The organism is Mycoplana sp. ABR4_002, assembly GCF_056159645.1.
This window is the reverse complement of the sequence record NZ_JBSWVO010000001.1, coordinates 705,241-723,967: the sequence shown is the minus strand read 5'-3', so window position 1 is coordinate 723,967 and position 18,727 is coordinate 705,241. Positions and strand designations below refer to the sequence as shown.

17 protein-coding genes are annotated in these 18,727 nt (G+C 64.1%); 6 read left to right on the top strand and 11 right to left on the bottom strand.

Annotated features, from left to right (window positions below; all coding sequences use genetic code 11):
• The first annotated feature begins 98 nt into the window (after positions 1 to 98).
• Positions 99 to 1,163 (top strand): ornithine cyclodeaminase, encoded by a 1,065-nt coding sequence (locus ACXAGF_RS03490; RefSeq protein ID WP_475014510.1) that lies wholly within the window; start codon positions 99 to 101, stop codon positions 1,161 to 1,163.
• 126 nt (positions 1,164 to 1,289) lie between these two features.
• Here ACXAGF_RS03490 and ACXAGF_RS03485 read toward each other — a convergent pair whose 3' ends face one another.
• The 11 genes from ACXAGF_RS03485 to ACXAGF_RS03435 all read right to left on the bottom strand — a co-directional run bounded on the left by ACXAGF_RS03485 (position 1,290) and on the right by ACXAGF_RS03435 (position 12,813).
• Positions 1,290 to 2,318: a trans-3-hydroxy-L-proline dehydratase gene (locus tag ACXAGF_RS03485; RefSeq protein ID WP_475014509.1), complete on the bottom strand. Its 1,029-nt coding sequence runs from the start codon at positions 2,316 to 2,318 to the stop codon at positions 1,290 to 1,292.
• An 11-nt stretch (positions 2,319 to 2,329) separates the two neighbouring features.
• On the bottom strand, positions 2,330 to 4,015 hold the full coding sequence (gene lhpI, locus ACXAGF_RS03480) for a cis-3-hydroxy-L-proline dehydratase (protein ID WP_475014507.1): 1,686 nt from the start codon (positions 4,013 to 4,015) through the stop codon (positions 2,330 to 2,332).
• Entirely contained in the window at positions 4,012 to 5,013 is a 1,002-nt protein-coding gene (locus ACXAGF_RS03475; RefSeq protein ID WP_475014506.1) for a 4-hydroxyproline epimerase, read from the bottom strand. The genes lhpI and ACXAGF_RS03475 overlap by 4 nt, the downstream gene beginning before the upstream one ends.
• Before the next feature lie 13 nt (positions 5,014 to 5,026).
• The gene (locus ACXAGF_RS03470) at positions 5,027 to 6,277 is read right to left on the bottom strand and encodes an NAD(P)/FAD-dependent oxidoreductase (protein ID WP_475014505.1); all 1,251 of its coding nucleotides are present in this window, start codon (positions 6,275 to 6,277) and stop codon (positions 5,027 to 5,029) included.
• Positions 6,278 to 6,284: 7 nt separating this feature from the next.
• A complete protein-coding gene (locus ACXAGF_RS03465) occupies positions 6,285 to 7,007 on the bottom strand; it encodes an amino acid ABC transporter ATP-binding protein (protein ID WP_475014504.1) in 723 nt (240 codons plus the stop codon).
• Positions 7,000 to 7,653 carry an amino acid ABC transporter permease gene (locus ACXAGF_RS03460; RefSeq protein ID WP_475014503.1) on the bottom strand — a complete coding sequence of 218 codons (654 nt, stop codon included), beginning with the start codon at positions 7,651 to 7,653 and terminating at the stop codon, positions 7,000 to 7,002. The genes ACXAGF_RS03465 and ACXAGF_RS03460 overlap by 8 nt, the downstream gene beginning before the upstream one ends.
• A gap of 12 nt (positions 7,654 to 7,665) precedes the next feature.
• A complete protein-coding gene (locus ACXAGF_RS03455) occupies positions 7,666 to 8,331 on the bottom strand; it encodes an amino acid ABC transporter permease (RefSeq protein WP_475014502.1) in 666 nt (221 codons plus the stop codon).
• A gap of 70 nt (positions 8,332 to 8,401) precedes the next feature.
• The gene (locus tag ACXAGF_RS03450; protein ID WP_475014501.1) at positions 8,402 to 9,208 is read right to left on the bottom strand and encodes an ABC transporter substrate-binding protein; all 807 of its coding nucleotides are present in this window, start codon (positions 9,206 to 9,208) and stop codon (positions 8,402 to 8,404) included.
• Between the two features lie 157 nt (positions 9,209 to 9,365).
• Positions 9,366 to 10,883, bottom strand: a complete 1,518-nt coding sequence (locus tag ACXAGF_RS03445; RefSeq protein WP_475014500.1) for an aldehyde dehydrogenase (NADP(+)) — start codon at positions 10,881 to 10,883, stop codon at positions 9,366 to 9,368.
• A gap of 141 nt (positions 10,884 to 11,024) precedes the next feature.
• Entirely contained in the window at positions 11,025 to 11,987 is a 963-nt protein-coding gene (locus tag ACXAGF_RS03440; RefSeq protein ID WP_475014499.1) for a dihydrodipicolinate synthase family protein, read from the bottom strand.
• Between the two features lie 121 nt (positions 11,988 to 12,108).
• Entirely contained in the window at positions 12,109 to 12,813 is a 705-nt protein-coding gene (locus ACXAGF_RS03435) for a GntR family transcriptional regulator (RefSeq protein ID WP_475014498.1), read from the bottom strand.
• Positions 12,814 to 13,197: 384 nt separating this feature from the next.
• Here ACXAGF_RS03435 and ACXAGF_RS03430 point away from each other — a divergent pair, with 384 nt between their 5' ends.
• From ACXAGF_RS03430 to ACXAGF_RS03410, 5 genes are all read left to right on the top strand, one after another.
• Positions 13,198 to 13,593 (top strand): hypothetical protein, encoded by a 396-nt coding sequence (locus ACXAGF_RS03430; protein ID WP_475014497.1) that lies wholly within the window; start codon positions 13,198 to 13,200, stop codon positions 13,591 to 13,593.
• A gap of 469 nt (positions 13,594 to 14,062) precedes the next feature.
• Positions 14,063 to 14,839 (top strand): GntR family transcriptional regulator, encoded by a 777-nt coding sequence (locus ACXAGF_RS03425; RefSeq protein WP_475014496.1) that lies wholly within the window; start codon positions 14,063 to 14,065, stop codon positions 14,837 to 14,839.
• A 139-nt stretch (positions 14,840 to 14,978) separates the two neighbouring features.
• A complete protein-coding gene (ilvD, locus tag ACXAGF_RS03420; RefSeq protein ID WP_475014495.1) occupies positions 14,979 to 16,673 on the top strand; it encodes a dihydroxy-acid dehydratase in 1,695 nt (564 codons plus the stop codon).
• A gap of 65 nt (positions 16,674 to 16,738) precedes the next feature.
• Positions 16,739 to 17,440, top strand: coding sequence for a haloacid dehalogenase type II (locus ACXAGF_RS03415; protein WP_475014494.1), 702 nt, complete (start codon positions 16,739 to 16,741; stop codon positions 17,438 to 17,440).
• Between the two features lie 51 nt (positions 17,441 to 17,491).
• The gene (locus ACXAGF_RS03410) at positions 17,492 to 18,676 is read left to right on the top strand and encodes an ABC transporter substrate-binding protein (RefSeq protein WP_475014493.1); all 1,185 of its coding nucleotides are present in this window, start codon (positions 17,492 to 17,494) and stop codon (positions 18,674 to 18,676) included.
• Positions 18,677 to 18,727: the final 51 nt, after the last annotated feature.

Below are 18,727 nucleotides of genomic sequence, written 5' to 3'. Positions count from 1 at the left end.
TATGAGCGCTTGACCCGGCCATCACCATCGTCTTTGACCTTGTCGTCGCCGCGCGCCCTGATCTAATTGTAGGGAAACTGTCCAGCCGAGGTGTCTGAATGCCCCCCCTTCCGTCCGCGCGCGCCTACGTGCCCTTCGTGTCCGTCGCCAATATGATGGACCTCGTTCACCATCTTGGCGTCGAGAAGGTCCTGGTGGACCTTGCCGACGAGATCGAAGCCGATTTCAGGCGCTGGGAACTCTTCGACAAGACACCGCGCGTGGCCTCGCACTCCGAGGTCGGCGTCATCGAGCTGATGCCGACATCGGACGGGGAGACCTACGGCTTCAAATATGTCAACGGCCATCCGAAGAACACGCGCGAAGGGCTGCAGACCGTCACCGCCTTCGGCCTGCTTGCCGACGTCGACACGGGCTATCCGAAGCTTCTGAGCGAGATGACCCTGCTGACGGCGCTGCGCACGGCGGCGGCCTCGGCCATGGCCGCCAGGCACCTCGCCCCGAAGGGCGCCAGGACGATGGCGATGATCGGCAATGGCGCCCAGTCGGAGTTCCAGTGCCTCGCCTTCAAGGCGGTCTGCGGCATCGAAACCGTGCGCCTCTACGACATCGACGCGTCGGCGACCGCGCGCTGCGCCGGCAACCTTGCCGGACGCGGGCTCGAGGTGGTGTCCTGCGCCTCCGGCCAGGAGGCGATCGAAGGGGCGGAGATCATCACCACCTGCACGGCGGACAAGCAGTATGCCACGATCCTGACCGACAACATGGTCGGCTCCGGCGTGCACATCAACGCCATCGGCGGCGACTGCCCGGGCAAGACCGAACTGCACCGCGACATCCTGCTGCGCTCGGACATCTTCGTCGAGTATCCGCCGCAGACCCGCATCGAGGGCGAGATCCAGCAGCTCGACGCGGACCACCCGGTGACCGAGCTGTGGCAGGTGATCACCGGCCGGCACCGGGGCCGGGCCGACGCGCGGCAGATCACCCTGTTCGACAGCGTCGGCTTTGCGATCGAGGATTTTGCGGCACTGCGCTACGTGCTCCGGGCGATCCAGGGCACCCCCTACTACACCCAGCTCGACATGATCGCCGACCCCGACGATCCGCGCGATCTCTTCGGCATGTTCGAGCGGGCAAGGCCGCAGGGATCGGCGGCATGATCCAGCGGCGTCCCGGCCCCGACAGGGCCGGCACCGGGCCAGCTTCGACGGCTGACGCTCGCCGACCGCCCGAGCCGCGGGGGCACCATTGCGACCGGTGCTCTAGCGCAAGCCCGATCCGCAGGCTCAGCGGGCGCCCCAGGTATCGGTCATCCGGTAACCCTCGGGCCAGGGATCGGACGGGTCGAGCATGTGCTGGTGGATGCCTGTGATCCAGGCACGGCCCGAAATTTCCGGCAGGATCGCCGGCCGGCCGCCAACCGCGCTCGTGCCGACAATGCGGCCTGTGAAGGTCGAGCCGATCAGCGACACCGCCGTCAGGCGATCGTCGCTCCCCATCTGGCCACGGGCGTGCAACACCGCCATGCGCGCGGACAACGCGGTTCCCGTCGGAGAGCGATCGACCTTGCCGGGCTGGATCGCAACGGCGGCGCCAGCCCGCAGCCCGTCCGCGGTGCGCTCCACCGGACCGGCGAAAAGGCAGAAGGAGAAGTGCTTCCAGTCAGGGTTCTCCGGATGGTGGAAACCGAGTGCGGCATTGGCCGCATTGGTGATCCTGACGCCGAGTCGGGCAATGTCGTGCGCCTCGTCCGGCGTGAGCGCGAAGCCCATGCTGGCGGCATCGACGATGACGAAGCTGTCGCCGCCATAGGCGGTGTCGACGGTGAGCGTACCCAGCCCCTCGACCTCGAGCCTGGCATCCAGCCGCTCCGCAAAACTCGGCAGGTTCTGCACGAAGATCCGTTCGGCCTTGCCGTTCCGGCACTCCGCCCGCACGCGGACGAGGCCGCCCGGGGCCTCGAGGGTGATCTCCGTCACCGGCTCCCGCATCGGCAGGATGCCGCTGTCAAGCAGAACCGTGGAAACGCAGATCGAGTTCGAACCGGACATGGGCGGGGTGTCTTCCGGCTCCATGATGATAAAGGCGGCATCGGCATCCGGGTGCTTCGGCGGCACAAGCAGGTTGACGTGGCGGAAGACGCCACCGCGCGGCTCGTTGAGCACGAAGTTGCGCAGCGTCTCGTCCTTGGCGATCCATCGGCTCTGTTCCCAGACTGTGTCGCCCGGAGGCGGGGCGACCCCGCCGACGATGACATCACCGACCTCACCCTCGGCATGGGCGGAAATCACATGAATGGTCTTTGTGCTGCGCATCGCAATGCTCCTCAAGCAAGCCAGGCCGGCAGCCGCGCCGGTGCGCGGCCGGTTAACGCGGCGGCGACGCAGTCGGCAAGGCCGCCAAGACGAACGGTGCGGCCTGACAGGCCGGGGCCGTAATGGGCGTACTTGCCGGAATTGGTGATTACCGCCCGGGTCCGCGTCGGGAACACCGGCTCGGAAATCGAGCACCAACAAAGGTCCGGCAGGACCTGCACACCCGAGGCTTCGAGGCGGGCGAGCGTGCCGTCGGCGCGCGCCGCGGCGATGACCTTTTGCCCGGCGGTGACGATCACGGCAACGTCCGGGTGACGCCTGCGTCCGCCGAGGGCCTCGGCGAGTGCCCGACATTCCTGAAGCGAGGCATGCGGGCTGCCGATTGCGACGAGCTCGACCTCTTCCGGTCCATCGTTCAACCCGGCCCAGGCCGCGGCCATGTCGGCGCGCGAGATACTTGACCGGTCGGCATCCCGGGCGGCCGCATCCTGCGCCTCCGGAGTGACACCTTCGATATGCAGCATCGGCGCGGCGGAGGTGGTGCCGAAGGCGGCGCAAAGCGCCTTGAGATCGTCGCGCGAGGGCCCTGCCTGTGCGAGGCCGCGCAGAAGCGGGATGCGGTCGGGAGCGGAGCGGCCGGCGAGATAGCCGAGCAGCGGCCAGAAGGCATCGTCCACGCCCGCGGGCAGCTCGACGTCGATGACGCGGCACGCCTTGCGGTGCGCGTCGAGGTAGACGCCGGACAGGGGCGCGCGCCCGGTCAGCGCAATGCACAGGTCGAGGAAGTCCGGATGCTTGGCCGTGCGCGCACCGAGCACGGTATTGGCGAAGATGACCGCGTTGGACTCCGCCCAGGCGATGGTCTCGCCAGCCTTTGGCGCCGTGTCGAGCAGGTAGGGCGAGCAGGTGAAGGTCGGGCGGCAGCCCATGCGGACATAGGCGTCGGCAAGGCGCGCGGCCGGGTCGCCGAACGCGGCAGGAACGCCTTGCCGCTCCCAGTTGGCGCGGTCGACGGAAATCGCGTTCATCGTCGTCGGGACGCGCACTTTGGCGCCCATGTCGGCCATCGTCTCGGCGAAGGTCAGGTTGGCCGGGCTCGCATAGATACAGCCGTCGATATGGCCCTGCGTGACGTCGACGAGGCTGGTCGCGCCCTGTTGCGCGGCCATGGCGCAGATGATGCGCATGGCCTGCCGGACCGCGATCCCCTGCCCGCCGTCAAGCATGACGCGGTCCGCTTCGCTGAGGTCGAGCGCGGCGGTCGCCGAAGGGGCGACCGGGATCGTCAACCCGTCGGCTTCGATCGCCGTGTCACCGATGACGGCACGCTCGGCGCGCGACAGCGCGGCAAAATCGTCCGGTGCAAGACGCAGCACCGGCAACGCCTTGCCGAACATTTCCGACGCGATCAGCGCGCCGAGCGTCACGACGTCCTCGGCCTCGGAAAAGACCAGCGCCGCCGGGGCACGGCCGTTCAGCGCCATGTCCAGGAGCACGCCGGACCCGGTGCAAGAGCCACGCGTCGACGGCATCATCAGGATGCCGCCGGTCAGGCAGGCGCCATGCAGTGGATGGTGCACGTCGATCACACAGCCCGTGGCCGGATCGACGCCGCCCCAGAAGCTCAGTGCCTCCGAGGTGGCGATGATGGGGCCCGAGGCCGAGCCGCCGAGGATGCTGCGCGTGCGATTGTTCATTTCACGATGAACCCGTGTGCGAAGGGGTCCCGCTCGTCGATGAAGACGGTGTTATAGCCGGTCATGCGGGCCCAGCCGGCGATCGACGGGACGATCGCATCGCGATCGGCGACCTTGGTTGCCGCCTCGACCCGGCCCTTGAAGATCGATCCGATGATCGATTCGTGCCAGAACTCGTCGCCGACCTTCAGCTTGCCCCTGGCAAACAGCTGCGCCATGCGCGCCGAGGTGCCGGTTCCGCAGGGGGAGCGGTCGATCGCCTTCTCGCCGTAAAACACCGCGTTGCGGGCGTGCGCCCCCTCCACCGTTGGTTTGCCGGTCCACAGGATGTGGCTGAGTCCGTTGATCTCGGGGTGCTCGGGGTGGACGAACTCGTACTTCTCGTTGAGCGCCTTGCGCAGCTTCGGGCTCCACCCGACCAGTTCGCCCGCCGTATGGTCGGCGATGTCGCGGAAATTCTTCTGCGGTTCGACGATCGCATAGAAGTTGCCGCCATAGGCGACGTCGACCACGACCTCGCCCAGCCCGTCGACTTCGGCGGTCAGGCCCTCCGCGTAGAGGAAGCCGGGAACATTGGTCAGGCGCACCTCCTCGACGAAGCGGCCCTCCTGGCGGTAGGTGATGTCGACCTTGCCGGCCGGCGCGTCGATCGACAGCTTGCCGGGCTCGCGCGGGCGGATCAGGCCGTTCTCGATGCCCATGGTGATCGTGCCGATCGTGCCGTGCCCGCACATCGGCAGGCAGCCCGAGGTCTCGATGAAGAGTACCGCGACGTCGCAGTCGGGCCGCGTCGGCGGATAGAGGATCGAGCCGGACATCATGTCGTGCCCGCGCGGCTCGAACATCAGCCCGGTGCGGATCCAGTCGTACTCCCGCAGGAAGTGGGCGCGCTTTTCCAGCATGGTGGCGCCGTCGAGGCGCGGCCCGCCGCCCGAGACGAGGCGGACGGGATTTCCGCAGGTGTGGCCGTCGATGCAGGAGAACGTGTGCGTGGTCATGCCGGAACCTCTGTCAGAACCGTTGGGGCGAGAAGGATGCGATGTCTATGGCCGGCGCGCGGTCGGTCAAAAGGTCGGCGACCAGCCGCGCGGTGCCCGCCGACTGGGTCAGGCCGAGATGGCCGTGGCCGAAGGCGTGGACGACCCGCGGCGTTGCGCGCGCGCGGCCGATGGCCGGCAGGCTGTCCGGCAGCGAAGGTCGGAACCCCATCCACTGCACCCCACCTTGCGACTTGAGACCCGGCAGGAAGGCCTGCGCTTTCTTCAGCATGGCCTCGGACCGGCGAAAATTTGGCAGCAGCGTCAGCCCGCCGAGTTCAACGGCGCCCCCGACCCGGATTCCGGTGGAGAGCCGCGTGACAACGAAGCCGTGGCCACCGAAGGTGATTTGCGTGCGCAGGTCGAAGGCTTCCAGCGGAAGCGTGGTGTTGTAGCCGCGTTCGGTTTCGAGCGGGATGTTCTCGCCGAGGGTCCTGGCGAGTCGGTGCGAGAATGCGCCGGCCGCAAGCACCACCTTCTCCGCGCGATGAACGTTGCCGTCGGCACAGCGGATCGCAACTCCGCCCTCGTCCGGGCACAGGGCGACTGCCTCCGCGCGCTCGACCTTTCCGCCCCTGGCGCGGAGGTGATCTGCGAGGGCAAGCGTGTAGGACTTCGGGTCGGCAATCGAGTACCAGCCGGGGGTGAAGGTGCCATGGGTGAAGCGCGGCGCAAGGCCGGGCTGGATCGCCGCCATCTCTTCAGCGGTCAGGTGGCGGAACTCGATGCCGTGTTCCGCCCGCGCCTTCCAGCCGGGAAGCGAGGCCTTGAATTCGGCCTCGCCCTCATAGACCTGGAGGTTACCCTCCTTGCGCAGCATCGAAAGGGTGCCGGCCTGTTGAAGGAAGGGGTGCAGTTCCGCCTTCGACAGGTCCATCAGGGCCGTCTGCGCCCTTGTCGAATGAGCCACGCGCCCGGGTTGGCAGGCCCGCCAGAAGCGGAACATCCAGGGCGCGATCTGAACCGCATAGCCCGGCGGTATCGTCAGCGGTCCAAGCGGGTCGAGCAGCCATTTCGGCGCCTTCCGCAGGATGCCCGGCGAAGCCAGCGGCAGGATGTCGGTGAAGGCAAAAGCGCCGGCATTGCCCGCCGATGCGCCGGCGGCGGGACCTTCACGGTCCAGGATGATGACCGACTTGCCGCGCGCCTGCGCCGCGATCGCGGCGGAGAGCCCGACGACACCGGCGCCGATGACGATGACATCGGCCTGAACCTGCACCTTCATCTCACCCTCAATGCGTCGCAGCCAGGAACTTCTTGGTCTCTTCGTGCTGGGGCGCGTCGAAGAGCTGTTCCGGCGGAGCGATTTCGGCCATGATCCCCTGGTGGAAGAACGCCACGCGGTCGGAGACCTCGCGTGCGAACTTCATCTCGTGCGTCACGCAGATCATCGTCATGCCTTCGGAGGCCAGCATCCGCAGCGTATCGAGAACCTCGCCGACCAGCATCGGGTCGAGTGCCGAGGTGACCTCGTCGAACAGCATATACTCCGGCGACATGGCCAGCGCGCGGGCAATCGCCATGCGCTGCTGCTGACCACCCGACATCCGCGACGGGTAGACCGCGAGCTTTTCGGCCAGTCCCACATGGGTCAATTGCTTCACCGCGATTTCCTCTGCCTCGCCCTTCGACAGGCCCAGCACCTTACGCGGCGCCAGCATGACGTTTTCGAGCACGGTCAGATGCGGGAAGGCGTTCCACTGCTGGAACACGATGCCGACCTTGCGGCGCAGCCTGTTCAGATCGGTTCCCTTGGCATGGACGTCGGTACCGTCGATCAGGATCCGGCCGGAATCGATCGGCTCCAGACCGTTGATGCAGGTCAGCAGGGTCGACTTGCCCGATCCCGAACCGCCGATGACGGTCACGACCTCGCCCTTGTTGACGGTGAGATTGATTCCCTTGAGCACCTCCAGCTGACCGAAGGATTTGCGGACGTTTTCGATCTCAATCATTGGGGGACCACCGTTTTTCGAGATACCCGCCAAGCCGGGCGATGGGGAAGCTGATGATGAAGTAGATGGCGCCGCAAATCATCAGGATGAGCAGCGGCTCCTGCAGGCGGGTGACCAGGATCTGCGAGGCGCGCAAGAGCTCGATCAGGCCGAGCCAGAGCACGAGAGCGGAGTCCTTCATCACGCCAAGGGTCAGGCCGATCCAGGACGGCAGCGAGACGCGGGTTGCCAGCGGCGCCACGATATAGCGCATGTCCTGCCACCAGGTCATGCCGAGGGAGCGGGCCGCGCGCCGGGTGGTCGACGGTACGGAGGTGATGCCGCCGCGCACGATTTCCGAACAATAGGCCGCCGTATAGAGCGACAAGACCACGCAGGAGGTCGTGAACGGCGCCCAGCCCAGCTTCATGATCGACTGGAGTGCATTGCCAAGCACGAGCTGAATCAACAGCGGAACCGAGCGGAACACGTCGAGGAAGAAGGTCAGCGGGGCCGACCAGTAGGGACCGAGCTCGATGCGGACCATGCCGAAGATAATGCCCAGCAGGGTCCCCGCGGCGACGGATACGGCGGTGACCATGAGCGTCATCCCCGCGCCTTGCGCAAGGAATGCGAGGTCACCCCAGGTGAGGGCGGTATCAAACATCTCTCACCTCTCCTAGTAGCGGAACATGCGCCACGCAAACGCGCGGGCGGCCAGCGTCACGGCCTTGGCGATGACGTAGTAGATCACCGCGGCCAGGGCAAAGAATTCAAAGGTCCGGAAGGAACGGGCATTGAGCTCCTGGGTAACGCCGGCAAGGTCGGTGTTCATGCCGACGGTAACGCCGAGGGACGTCATCAGGATCGCCCAGACCATCTGGTTGGTGGCGGGCAGGAAGGCGACGCGCAGCATCTGCGGCATCACAATCAGCCGGAAGGCCTGCAGCGAGGTCATGCCGAGCGAACGGCCGGCGCGCGTCTGGGTGTCCGGGATCGCCTTGAGCGCGCCGCGGAAGTTCTCGGCCAGGTAGCCGGCGTTGTTGAAGGCAATCCCGGCCAGCAGCGCCGCGTAGGGGCTCAGGTGTATCCCGAAATTGCCGAGCCCGAAATGGGCCATGTAGATCTGAAACAATGCCGGTGTGTTGCGCGCGACCTCGACCCAGGCCGTGGCGAAGCCGCCAAGAATGCGGTTACCCGAAAGACGGAACAGCGTCAGCGCGATGGCGATCGCAAGCCCGATCGCCATCGACAGGATCGCGATCTGCAACGTGACCAGCGCGCCGTCGACCATCTGGGGCAAGGCCCGCAACGCCTGGTTCCAATGGAAGGTGTAGTTGAACATTGCCGTGTCGCCTCTCAGAAAAGAGCGACGGCGCGAGGCATTGCCCCGCGCCACCGGAGAAGTGGTCAGATCAACGGTAGACGTTGTTCACGGTCAGGTCCGGCACTTCACCGCCGACCCACTTTTCATAAAGCTCGGCATAGCGGCCGGTCCGAACCTGCTGGTTGACGAACAGGTTCAGGTAGTTGATCAGGCCGTACTCCTCGCGGTTGGTGAACAGCGCGACGTAGTCGACATCGAACGGAGCCTTGCCGACGACCGAGATGTCCCCGAACTTGCCCGACTTTACGTTGGCCTGCGCGACGGTGGACGTGGAAACGGTGGCATCGATCTGCCCCTGGCTCAATGCGAGGAACACGTCCGCCTGGGTCTGGTAGGGACGGAATTCGCCCTCTCCCCAGGCCTTGACCTGTTCCTCGAGCGCGATGGCCTCGAACGTGCCGGCGGTGGCGCCGACGACCTTGCCCTTCATCTCATCGAAGCTCTTGATGCCAGCCTTGTTGTTCGCCGTCACCGCCATTTCGAAGGCGAAGTAGGGAATCGACATCCCGACCGTCTTGGCGCGCTCCAGCGTATCGGAGGTCGAGGCAACGCCGACATCGACGCGGCCGGACATGAGTGCCGGAATGCGCTCGGGGAACGGAGTTTCGATGATCTCGGCGGTGACGCCGAGGGCCTTGGCCAGATCATTGCAATAGTCGACGTCGAAACCGATCGGATTGTTGCTCTCGTCGCGCGAGCCCATTGGCGGGAAGTCGAGCACCACCGCGCAACGCAGCGTGCCGGAGGCGATGATGTCGTCGAGCTTGTCGGCATGAGCCTGACCGCCGAGGACGGTAGCGGCCAGAAGGCCAAGGGCAATGACCGATGTTTTCATTTTTCACTCTCCCAGGGTTGGTCTGTCTTTCGAGACGACCGCACTATTTCGCTTTCGCTAACGCAAATCAAATCAAAAATACAAGCAGTATACAAAAAGTATGTCGTTTGAATTTCCGACACTCCTCCCGGCGGACTGCCGCGCTGCGGCTGCCGCATCAACCGAGAATGTCCTCGGGCAGAAGCTCTTCAGGCATGTTCTGGTACGCCACCGGACGCAGGAACCGTCGTATCGACATCGTGCCGACGCTGGTGGCGCCGAAATTGGTGGAAGCCGGGTATGGCCCCCCATGCACCATGGCGTCGACCACCTCGACCCCCGTCGGAAAGCCGTTCACGAGCAATCTTCCGGCCTTGCGCTCGAGAACCGGACGCAGGCGCCGGGCGACGTCCATGTCCGCCGCCTCCAGGTGGATTGTCGCCGTCAGCTGGCCCTCGAAAGCACGGGCCAGTTGCTCCATTTCTTCGAGCGAAGCCACCCGGACCACAAGACCGAGCGGCCCGAACACCTCCTCGCGCAAGAGGTGGTCGGCGAGGAACTGCTCGCCTGTGGTCTCGAACAGGTTCGGCGAGGCGGCTCGGCCGGTGGATTCGGTCACCAGCAGCGGCCTGACCGAGTTTCGTTCGGCAAATTGCCCCTGCCCGTCGCGGAACGCCTTGGCGATTCCGTCCGTCAGCATGGTCTGCGGCGCCACCTTGTCCAAGGCCGCCGTGGCTGCCTCGGCGAAACGGTCGGCATCTGTGCCATCGACAACGACCGCGATGCCGGGGTTGGTGCAGAATTGCCCCGCCCCCATCGTAAGCGACGCCGCCCAGCCGTGCGCGAGCGCCTCGGCGCGCGCCTTGAGCGCTCCGGGCAGCAGAAACATCGGATTGACCGAGCCGAGCTCGCCGAAGAAGGGGATCGGCTCCGGCCGGGCGGCGCAGAGGTCGAACAGCGCACGGCCACCTTTGAGCGAGCCGGTGAACCCGACCGCCTTGATCAGCGGATGCTGCACCAGCGCCTCGCCGACCTGGCGGTTGCCACCCTGTATCAGCGAAAACACACCGGGGTGAACGCCGCAACTGCCGATCGCCGCCTCGACCGCCTGGGCGATGATCTCACCGGTGCCGGGATGGGCTGAATGGCCCTTGACGACGACCGGGCAGCCGGCGGCAAGGGCTGCGGCCGTGTCGCCGCCGGCGGTTGAAAAGGCGAGCGGGAAATTCGAGGCACCGAAGACGGCGACCGGGCCGACGGGGCGCTGGGCGAGACGGATCTCCGGACGCGGTGCGGGCTGGCGATCCGGCTGCGCCGCGTCAAAGCGACGATCGAGGTATTCGCCCGCCTCGATATGATCGGCGAACAGGCGCAACTGGCCGGTCGTGCGGCCGCGTTCGCCCTGTAGGCGCGCCGGCGGCAGGCCCGTCTCCTGCGTGCCGATTTCGGTAATCTCTTCGGCACGCGCCTCGATCTCGTCGGCAATGGCGCGCAGAAGGGCCGCACGCTCGGCCCGGCTGGCATGGCCGTAGCTCCAGAAGGCCTCCTCGGCGGCCGCACATGCGCGGTCGACGAGGTCCGCCGTGCCGACGGCAAACAGATGCGAGGGACCGTGTGCCGGGGCGGAGGCGAATGTTCCCGCTCCGTCAAGCCATGCGCCTGCGATGAGGTGTTGCCCTTTGGGGTTGGAAACCATCTAGCGGTCCTTTCTCTGATTGGCGGAGCGCGCGTCGACGCGAACCTCTGCATGGAACGGGCCGGGTCTCCTCGACCTGGCCCGACCGATAATCCCGGCAAACGCCGTTTTCGGCTTCCCGAACGGCCACAGGCCGTGCCTTCAGGCCTTGTACTTCTGGACCGAGCCAGGAAGCTTGGCCCACTCGGCGTACCAGGCGTCGAACAGCTTGAGCTGGGCCTCGACATAGCCGCGCTGGCTGCCCGAAAGGGCATCGGTTTCGTTGAAGTGCAACGTATATTCCCGATCGCCCTTCAGCACCATCATGTGCTTGAAGAAGAGGACGAGATCCGGCCCTTCATCGAAGGAGGAAAGGACGGCCAGCGCCTGCTCCAGCTCCAGCGCGCGCTGGCGCGCGTCCGCGTCGCCGGCGGCTGCCGCCTGAGCCAGGTTGCACAGATGCAACACTTCCTTCGGCAGGACGCAGCCAATGCCGGTGATGGCGCCGGTCGCGCCGCAGTTGATGAAGCCGTGGCAGACGGCCGTGTCGACGCCAATCATCAGTGAGACATCATCGTCGGCGCTGGTGATGTTTTCCGCCGCGTAGCGCATGTCCGCAGCGCCGCCGAACTCCTTGAAGCCGACGAGGTTCGGATGCTCGGCCCGCAGGGCAAAGAACAGATCGGCGCGTGTGGCAAAGCCGTAGTAGGGGCTGTTGTAGATTACGGCCGGCAGGTCGGGGGCAGCCGAGAGGATCGCCTTGAAGTGGTTCTTCTGGGCGGCGATGACCGAGCCGCGCGACAGCACCCGCGGGATGACCATCAGGCCCTGTGCGCCGACCTTCTGGGCGTGCGCCGCATGGGCGACGGCAGACGCGGTGTTGACCGCACCGGTACCGACGATGACCGGGATACCGGCCTTGACCAGGCGCTCCACGCCTTCCATGCGCTGCGCGTCGGTCAGAAGCGGCCAGTCACCCATCGAGCCGCAGTAGACGACGGCCGCCATCCCCTTCTCGATCAGTTCGCGGCCCTTGCGGACCAGCGCGTCGAAGTCGGGGGTGCGATCGTCCCTGCACGGCGTCATCAGCGCCGGGATCACGCCGGAAAAAATCTTGACCTTCATCGTAAGCTCCTGTTGGGCGGTCGGGTGGGCAGGATCGGCACCTTGAAGCGCATGCCGCCCTTGCCCTTCGCCGGACATTATAGCTCTTGTATTTTATTTGTCGACAAAAAATAGACAGCGATCACAAGGCGATGTCGAGCCGCCCCTCGCGATTAAAAAGCCGTTGTATCTGCTGGATAATCTGCTCGGCATGGGCCTTGGCTGCCCGGTCGGCGCCCTCCACGTCGCGCGCGGCGATGACCGCGATCATGTCCGCATGCTCGTCGACGAAACGTTGCGGAAACTGATCCTCGTACGAGCGGTAGTAGAGGCGAAGAATTCGCCGGCCCTCGTCGAGGAGCCGCTTGAAGAGCCCGGTGAAATAGGGATTGCGCCCGGCTTCGGCGATGGCCAGGTGGAAGCCGGCATTGGTGGCGATCATGGCAAGCGCGTCCCGGGCCTGAACCGCTGCCGCATACTCTTCGTGATAGCGCCGGATCGCCACCAGGTCGTCCGGACGATGGTACTGCGCCGCCAGCCGGGTGGTGACGCGGTACATCAGCACCAGCGCGTCGAAGAAGGTGTGCATGTTGAGGAAATCGATGTTCGACACCATCGTCGAGCGGTTGGGCAGCGTGTCGATGAGCCCCTCGCCCGCCAGCCGCACCAGCGCCTCGCGGATCGGCGTCCGCGACATCTTGAAGCGCTCGGCCAGTTGCACCTCGTCGATCGGACAACCGGGCGGCAGGGCGAGATCAAGGATCTCGTCACGCAGTAGGTCATAGACCAGTTTCACGCCGGAGCCGCGCTTGCGTTCGGGAGTCGAGTTCGTTTCGCGATCTGTCATTCGGGTCATTCCTCTTGTCGACAAGAGGAATACTTTTGCCTGACAACGGGATCAATACCCACATCACGTCCGGAACCGGGCAACGCTCGTGATTGGTTGCGGGGGCCTGATGGCACGGAGGCTTGTAAAGTCTCCGTCGAGCCGGCCCTGCATTGGCACGGTTATCTCGCCGAGCCGAAACTGAGCCGATGACCGACCGCCCGGCCGCCGCGAATCCGCCGTCCGCGACGACTTCGGCGAAGTAACGGAGGTCGTTGGGCCTGCACCATCGACAAGATCGTTTTGAACATGGAACAGCGCGGCTCATTTTTGGCTCTACAGAACGCGATCGTCGGGAATTACGTCGAATGGGACCAATGACGACGCGAGAGAAATGAGACCGCCATGCTTACAGCCGATAATCCCGACAGTGCCTCTGCGTCCGGAAAGCCACCACTGCATGCGTGGGCGGCGGTTGCCTCCATCGCCATGGGCACTTTCGCGCTCGTGACAACCGAATTCCTGCCTGTCGGTCTCCTGACCGGCATTTCTGCCGACCTTCAGGTCACGGAAGGAACGGCCGGACTGTTGATCACCATGCCCGGCGTGGTGGCGGCCTTCGCGGCGCCGCTGCTCACCATAGCGGCTGGAAGGATCGACAGACGGTTCGTGCTGTGGCTGCTGACGGCGATCATCGCAGTTTCGAACATCGTGGCAGCACTCTCGCCAAACCTGGCGGCGTGGCGTTTGCGAGATTCTTCGAAATGTTCGTCGCCGTCACCCAGGCCAAAAAGCCGGTAATCGCGACAGCGCTGATAGAGATGCTGATGTTGCGATAGATCTGTGTGCTGTCGAAGCCCACTGCAAGCGCTTCACCAAGGCAGCCGCCCGGTAGGCCTTTCAGCAGGTCATCAGGATGACGCCCCAACCGAGGTCGTGCTGGCCCACCGGCCATTCCTTTCGCCAAAAGGGTGGGGCACGTCCTACAAGTCCGGTACCAATAGGGTTCGCTCCTTCGAGGACATGGACCGCGGACCAAAGCGTTGGCAGTCTCATATTCGGGCCCGATCTGGGAGCACCGGCCCAGCCGCCAATGCGACGATGCCCAATTTCGACAATGCCCTGGCACTGAACTTGCGGCCGGCCCCTCCCCTTTCCGCACAGTCTAGCCAGAGAAGGCCACACACCACCCGCAACGAACAAGGCACTCGATTGAGAGTGCCGGCCACCTATCTCCCTTCAGCAAAAAGAGACAGGGGGCAGCGGATCGATGCGGACCAGCCTTGAAACACCCACCCTTTTGATGGGAATGGTGATTGTCGACAATAGCCAAGCCAGATGCTATCAACGCTGCATGTCGAAAGAACCAGACTTTAAAATCCCGAAAGTGCAAAAGCTCAGTGCCGAGGTCCAAGCTGCATCGGCGCTTCGACACGGCATATTGGATGGCGAAATCCCGCCTGGCACGAAGTTGACCGAAATCCGGATGGCGGAGCAGCTCGGTGTTTCGCGCGCCACAATCAGGACTGCCTTTCATCAACTGGCGCAGGAAGGACTGATCGACCAAGTCCCCTACACCGGCTGGACCGTCATGTCACTGAGTTCTCATGATGCGTGGGAACTCTACACGCTTCGCTCCAGCCTTGAGGCGTTGGCTGCCCGCCTTGTCGCGACAGAGATCTCAAAAAAAGATGCGTCCGCAGCGCTAAACAAAATAGAGAGGGTCTTCAGCACCCTGGAATCCGCTTGCCTTGATGGAGACCGTGGACGGATCGCCGAAGCCGATTTCGCGCTGCATCGGACCGTCATCGATTTGGCCGGCCACAAGAGGCTGGCGGAACAGTACACCAAGGTCGAACAGCAGATCCGCATATATATTTCGTCCAGCGACGCGCTCGTCGAGCCGGCATCCATTGTCGAGCAGCACCGGCCAATTCTCCAGGCCTTCAGGGCTGGTGATATTGATCGGGCCGTGCAGGCTTCCGTAAATCACAATGAACGGGAAGGGCAAAAGCTCGTCGCACATCTGGCAGCGCTCGAAGTCTAGCCCGATCTGCTGAGGCATTCCCTGCCCCTGGTCGATGGGCACGAGAAAAATTCACTTATCCATGTCGATTGTCAGACAATCGATTGACGGATGATAAATTGCATGCCAGATTGTCTCCATCGCCCGATCAGGGCAGTCGATGAAGGACAAGGCGATGGAAAAGGCAGACAAGCGGCGACGCAGCGAAAAGCAATTCACGGGGATCGAGCGCTCGCTTCAGCGGGCCTGGGCAAAGGGGGCCGGGCTAATCGACGAAGAGTTCGAGCGGCCGATGATTGCGGTCGTCAACACCTACCAGGATTTTTCGCCGGAAAACTTTCATCTACGCCAAGTCGGAGAAGCGGTGCGGGCCGGTATTCGCATGGCGGGTGGAACGCCGTGCGAATTCAACACGTTTCACGTAACCGATTCCGAAACTTTCGCCTCGGTTGGTATGCGGTATGTACTGCCAAGCCGCGACGTGGTGGCGGACATGATTGAGCTCATGGTCGAAGGCCACCGCTTTGACGGTCTGGTTCTCATCGGTTCCGGCGACAAGGTTATGCCGGGCATGGTCATGGCGGCCGCGCGTCTCGACTTGCCGGCTATCATGATCTATGGCGGCCCGACGCCTGTCGGCCGCTATCGCGGGCGCAAGGTCTTTCTCGAGACCGTCTATGATGGCGTCGGCGAACATCTGCGTGGCGAGCTATCTCGCGCCGATCTCAAGGGGCTGGAGGATAACCATTTCCCGTTCTCGGGCGCCTGCGATACGGCGACGTCCGGCAATACGGCCGGAATCTATACCGAGGCTCTCGGCCTGGCGCTTCCTCATTCGGGGACGCTGCCAGCGGGCTCGAACTATCAGCTGCGAGCGGCTAAGTATACGGGCATGCGCATCATGGATTTGGTTCGCGAAGATATCCGGCCCTCGAAGATCCTGACGAAGGAAGCCTTCGAGAACGCAATGCGTGTCGGCATGGCCGTCGGCGGCTCCACCAATATGGTCCTGCACTTCATGGCAATGGCCAAGGAAGCAGGCGTGGATGTATCCTTTGATACTTGGGACAAGCTGTCTCGCACGACACCGACTCTGGTGAAGCTCGCTCCTTCCGGTCCGTGGGGTGTGACGGAGCTGAACGACGCCGGTGGCGTGCCCGGTGTGCTCAAGGCGCTGGGTGCACGGGTCAATCGCGGTGCGATGACCGTCAGCGGCAAGACTGCCGGGGAGATCGTTGACGAGGCTCGGATCGAAAGCGCCGAGGTCATCCATTCCGACACCGATCCGGTCGAGGCAGAGGGCTCGCTTTTCATTCTCAAGGGCACGCTTGCACCCGGTGGCGCCGTGGTGAAGGCTTCAGGGGTTGCCAAGAGCATGTGGCGCACCAGCCTGCGAGCACGCGTCTTCGAGGAAGAGGAAGGCGCTATCGACGCACTTCGGGCCGGCAGCATCCAACCCGGCACATGCATCATCATCCGCAATGAAGGCACCAAGGGCGGACCGGGCATGCGCGAAATGCTCGGTGCCACATCCGCTCTCATGGGAGCGGGCCTCGGCGAAACCTGCGCGCTCGTGACCGATGGTCGCTTTTCCGGTGCGACACACGGCCCAGCGATCGGCTACGTCACGCCGGAGGCGGCACGCGGTGGTGTAATCGCGATCGTGAAGGACGGCGACAGGATCGACATCGACCTCGCTGCCCGCAAGCTCGACCTCGATGTGCCGCAGTCTGAACTGGATGCGCGGTGGTCGTCCTACGTTGCACCCGAGCCCCGCATAAAGCGTGGCTATATGAAGTTCTATTCGGAGCATGTCGCACCAGCATCCGAAGGTGCTGTCATGCCTCGCTTCTGATCCACGTGCGGGCAGCTGCGTTCATGCTGCCCGCAACTTTCTATACTCAACCAAAGGACTTTCCGATGCTGTCAGGACAGAAGCCGGAATGGCTGACCTTCGATTGCTACGGCACGCTCATCCAGTGGGATGAAGGTCTGCTTGCCGCCGTCAACCAGATCCTTGCGAAACACCCGGGCGCCAATATCGATCCGGCCACTTTGATACGGGTCTATGACAAATATGAGCATGAACTCGAAGGCGAGCGACCCCATAAGTCGTTCCGCGAGGTTGCGGGAGAGGGGTTGCGCCTCGCCATGGAGGAACTGAAGCTCGATTACTCCCCAGACGATATTGAGATCCTGACCGGCAGCATCTCATGCATGCCGCCTTTCCCCGAAGTCGTTGAGGCACTCGGTGCCTTGAAGGCGCAAGGCTTCAAGCTCTGCATCATCTCCAATACCGACGACGACATCATAGCGGGAAATGTTTCCCAGCTGGGTGGTCACATCGACCGCGTGATCACGGCTCAACAAGCTGGTGCCTACAAGCCAACACAGCAGATCTTCGATCATGCGCACGCGGCACTCGGCCTTGATCGCGCCGATGTCGTGCACATTTGTGCCAGCCCGCATCTCGATCTGGCGGCAGCGCGCGATCTCGGTTTCCGATGCATCTGGATCGACAGAGGCACCGGCCGCAAACCACTCCCCGACTACGCACCGGACGCCGTTTTCCCAACCCTGGACCGCGTTCCCCCATTCCTCGGTTCCATCAGTTGGGACTGAGGTGACAAGAGCGAAGAGCCGCCCCTAAGTAACCACAGAGAGGAACATAAAATGATCAAGCATATTCTCCTGGCGACGGCCGTCGTCGCCTGGGCCGCCGAAGGCATGGCCGCTGACACCATCCGCATCGGCTTGACGGGCCCCTTCACCGGCGGGTCTGCGCCGCTCGGCGTTTCCATCCGCGATGGCGTCCGCCTTGCGGTCGCCGATATCAATGCCGGTGGCGGCATCCACGGCAAGCAGATCGAACTGATTGAGCGCGACGACGAATCCAAACCTGAACGGGGTGTTCAGATCGCGCAGGAACTAATCAGCAGCGCCGGCATTGTCGGCGCCGTCGGAATAGCCAACACGCCGGTGGCCCTCGCCGCTTCCCGCTTCTACCAGGAAGCGAAAGTGCCGATCATTGTCCCGGTGGCGACCGGGAGCGTAGTCAGCCGTCAGTTTCTGCCGCCTGAGTATGCAGAGAACTATATCTTCCGCATCGGCGCTTCCGACACCATTCAGTCCGCGATGATGGCAGCGGAGATGATCAAGGGGCGTGGCATCGACAAGCTCGCCATACTAGCGGACTCCACGAATTACGGGCAGTTGGGCCAGGGCGACCTGGTCGCCGCCTTGGAAAAGTTGGGGGTCGCGCCGGTTTCGACCGAGAAGTTCAACGTGCGCGATCCGGACATGACGCCGCAATTGCTGAAGGCGCGCGCCGCAGGCGCCCAAGCCGTATTCGGCTATGCGCTGGGTCCCGATCTGGCGCAGGTTGCAAACTCCATGGCGAAGATCGGCTGGAAAGTGCCGTATGTGACCAGCTGGAACTCGTCCATGTCGAACTATATCGACAATGCCGGAGCCAACGGCGAGGGCGTCTACATGCCCCAGACCTTCATCCAGGACGACAGCGTCAGCGAGGGCTGGAGCCGCTTCATCAAGGCTTACCAGTCTGCCTATGACGTTGATCGCCTGCCCAATCCGTCCTCCGCGGCGCAATCCTATGACGCCATGCTGCTTCTCACCGCCGCCATCGCGCAAGCGGGTGACAACGCAACAGGTCAGATGATCAAACAGGCGCTGGAAGACCTAAAGGCGCCGGTGGACGGCGTCATCGCCAATTATGAAATCCCGTTCGGGCCGGACGATCACGAGGCGACCGAAGCATCTCATGTCGTCTTCGGGGTCGTGAAGGAAGGTCGCGTGGTCTTTGCGAACGAAGCCGACAAGGCGCGCATCGGCCGCTAGGTCTCCACAAAATCCAGCGATCAGCACTCAGGCGCCGTCGGGCATCCCCGG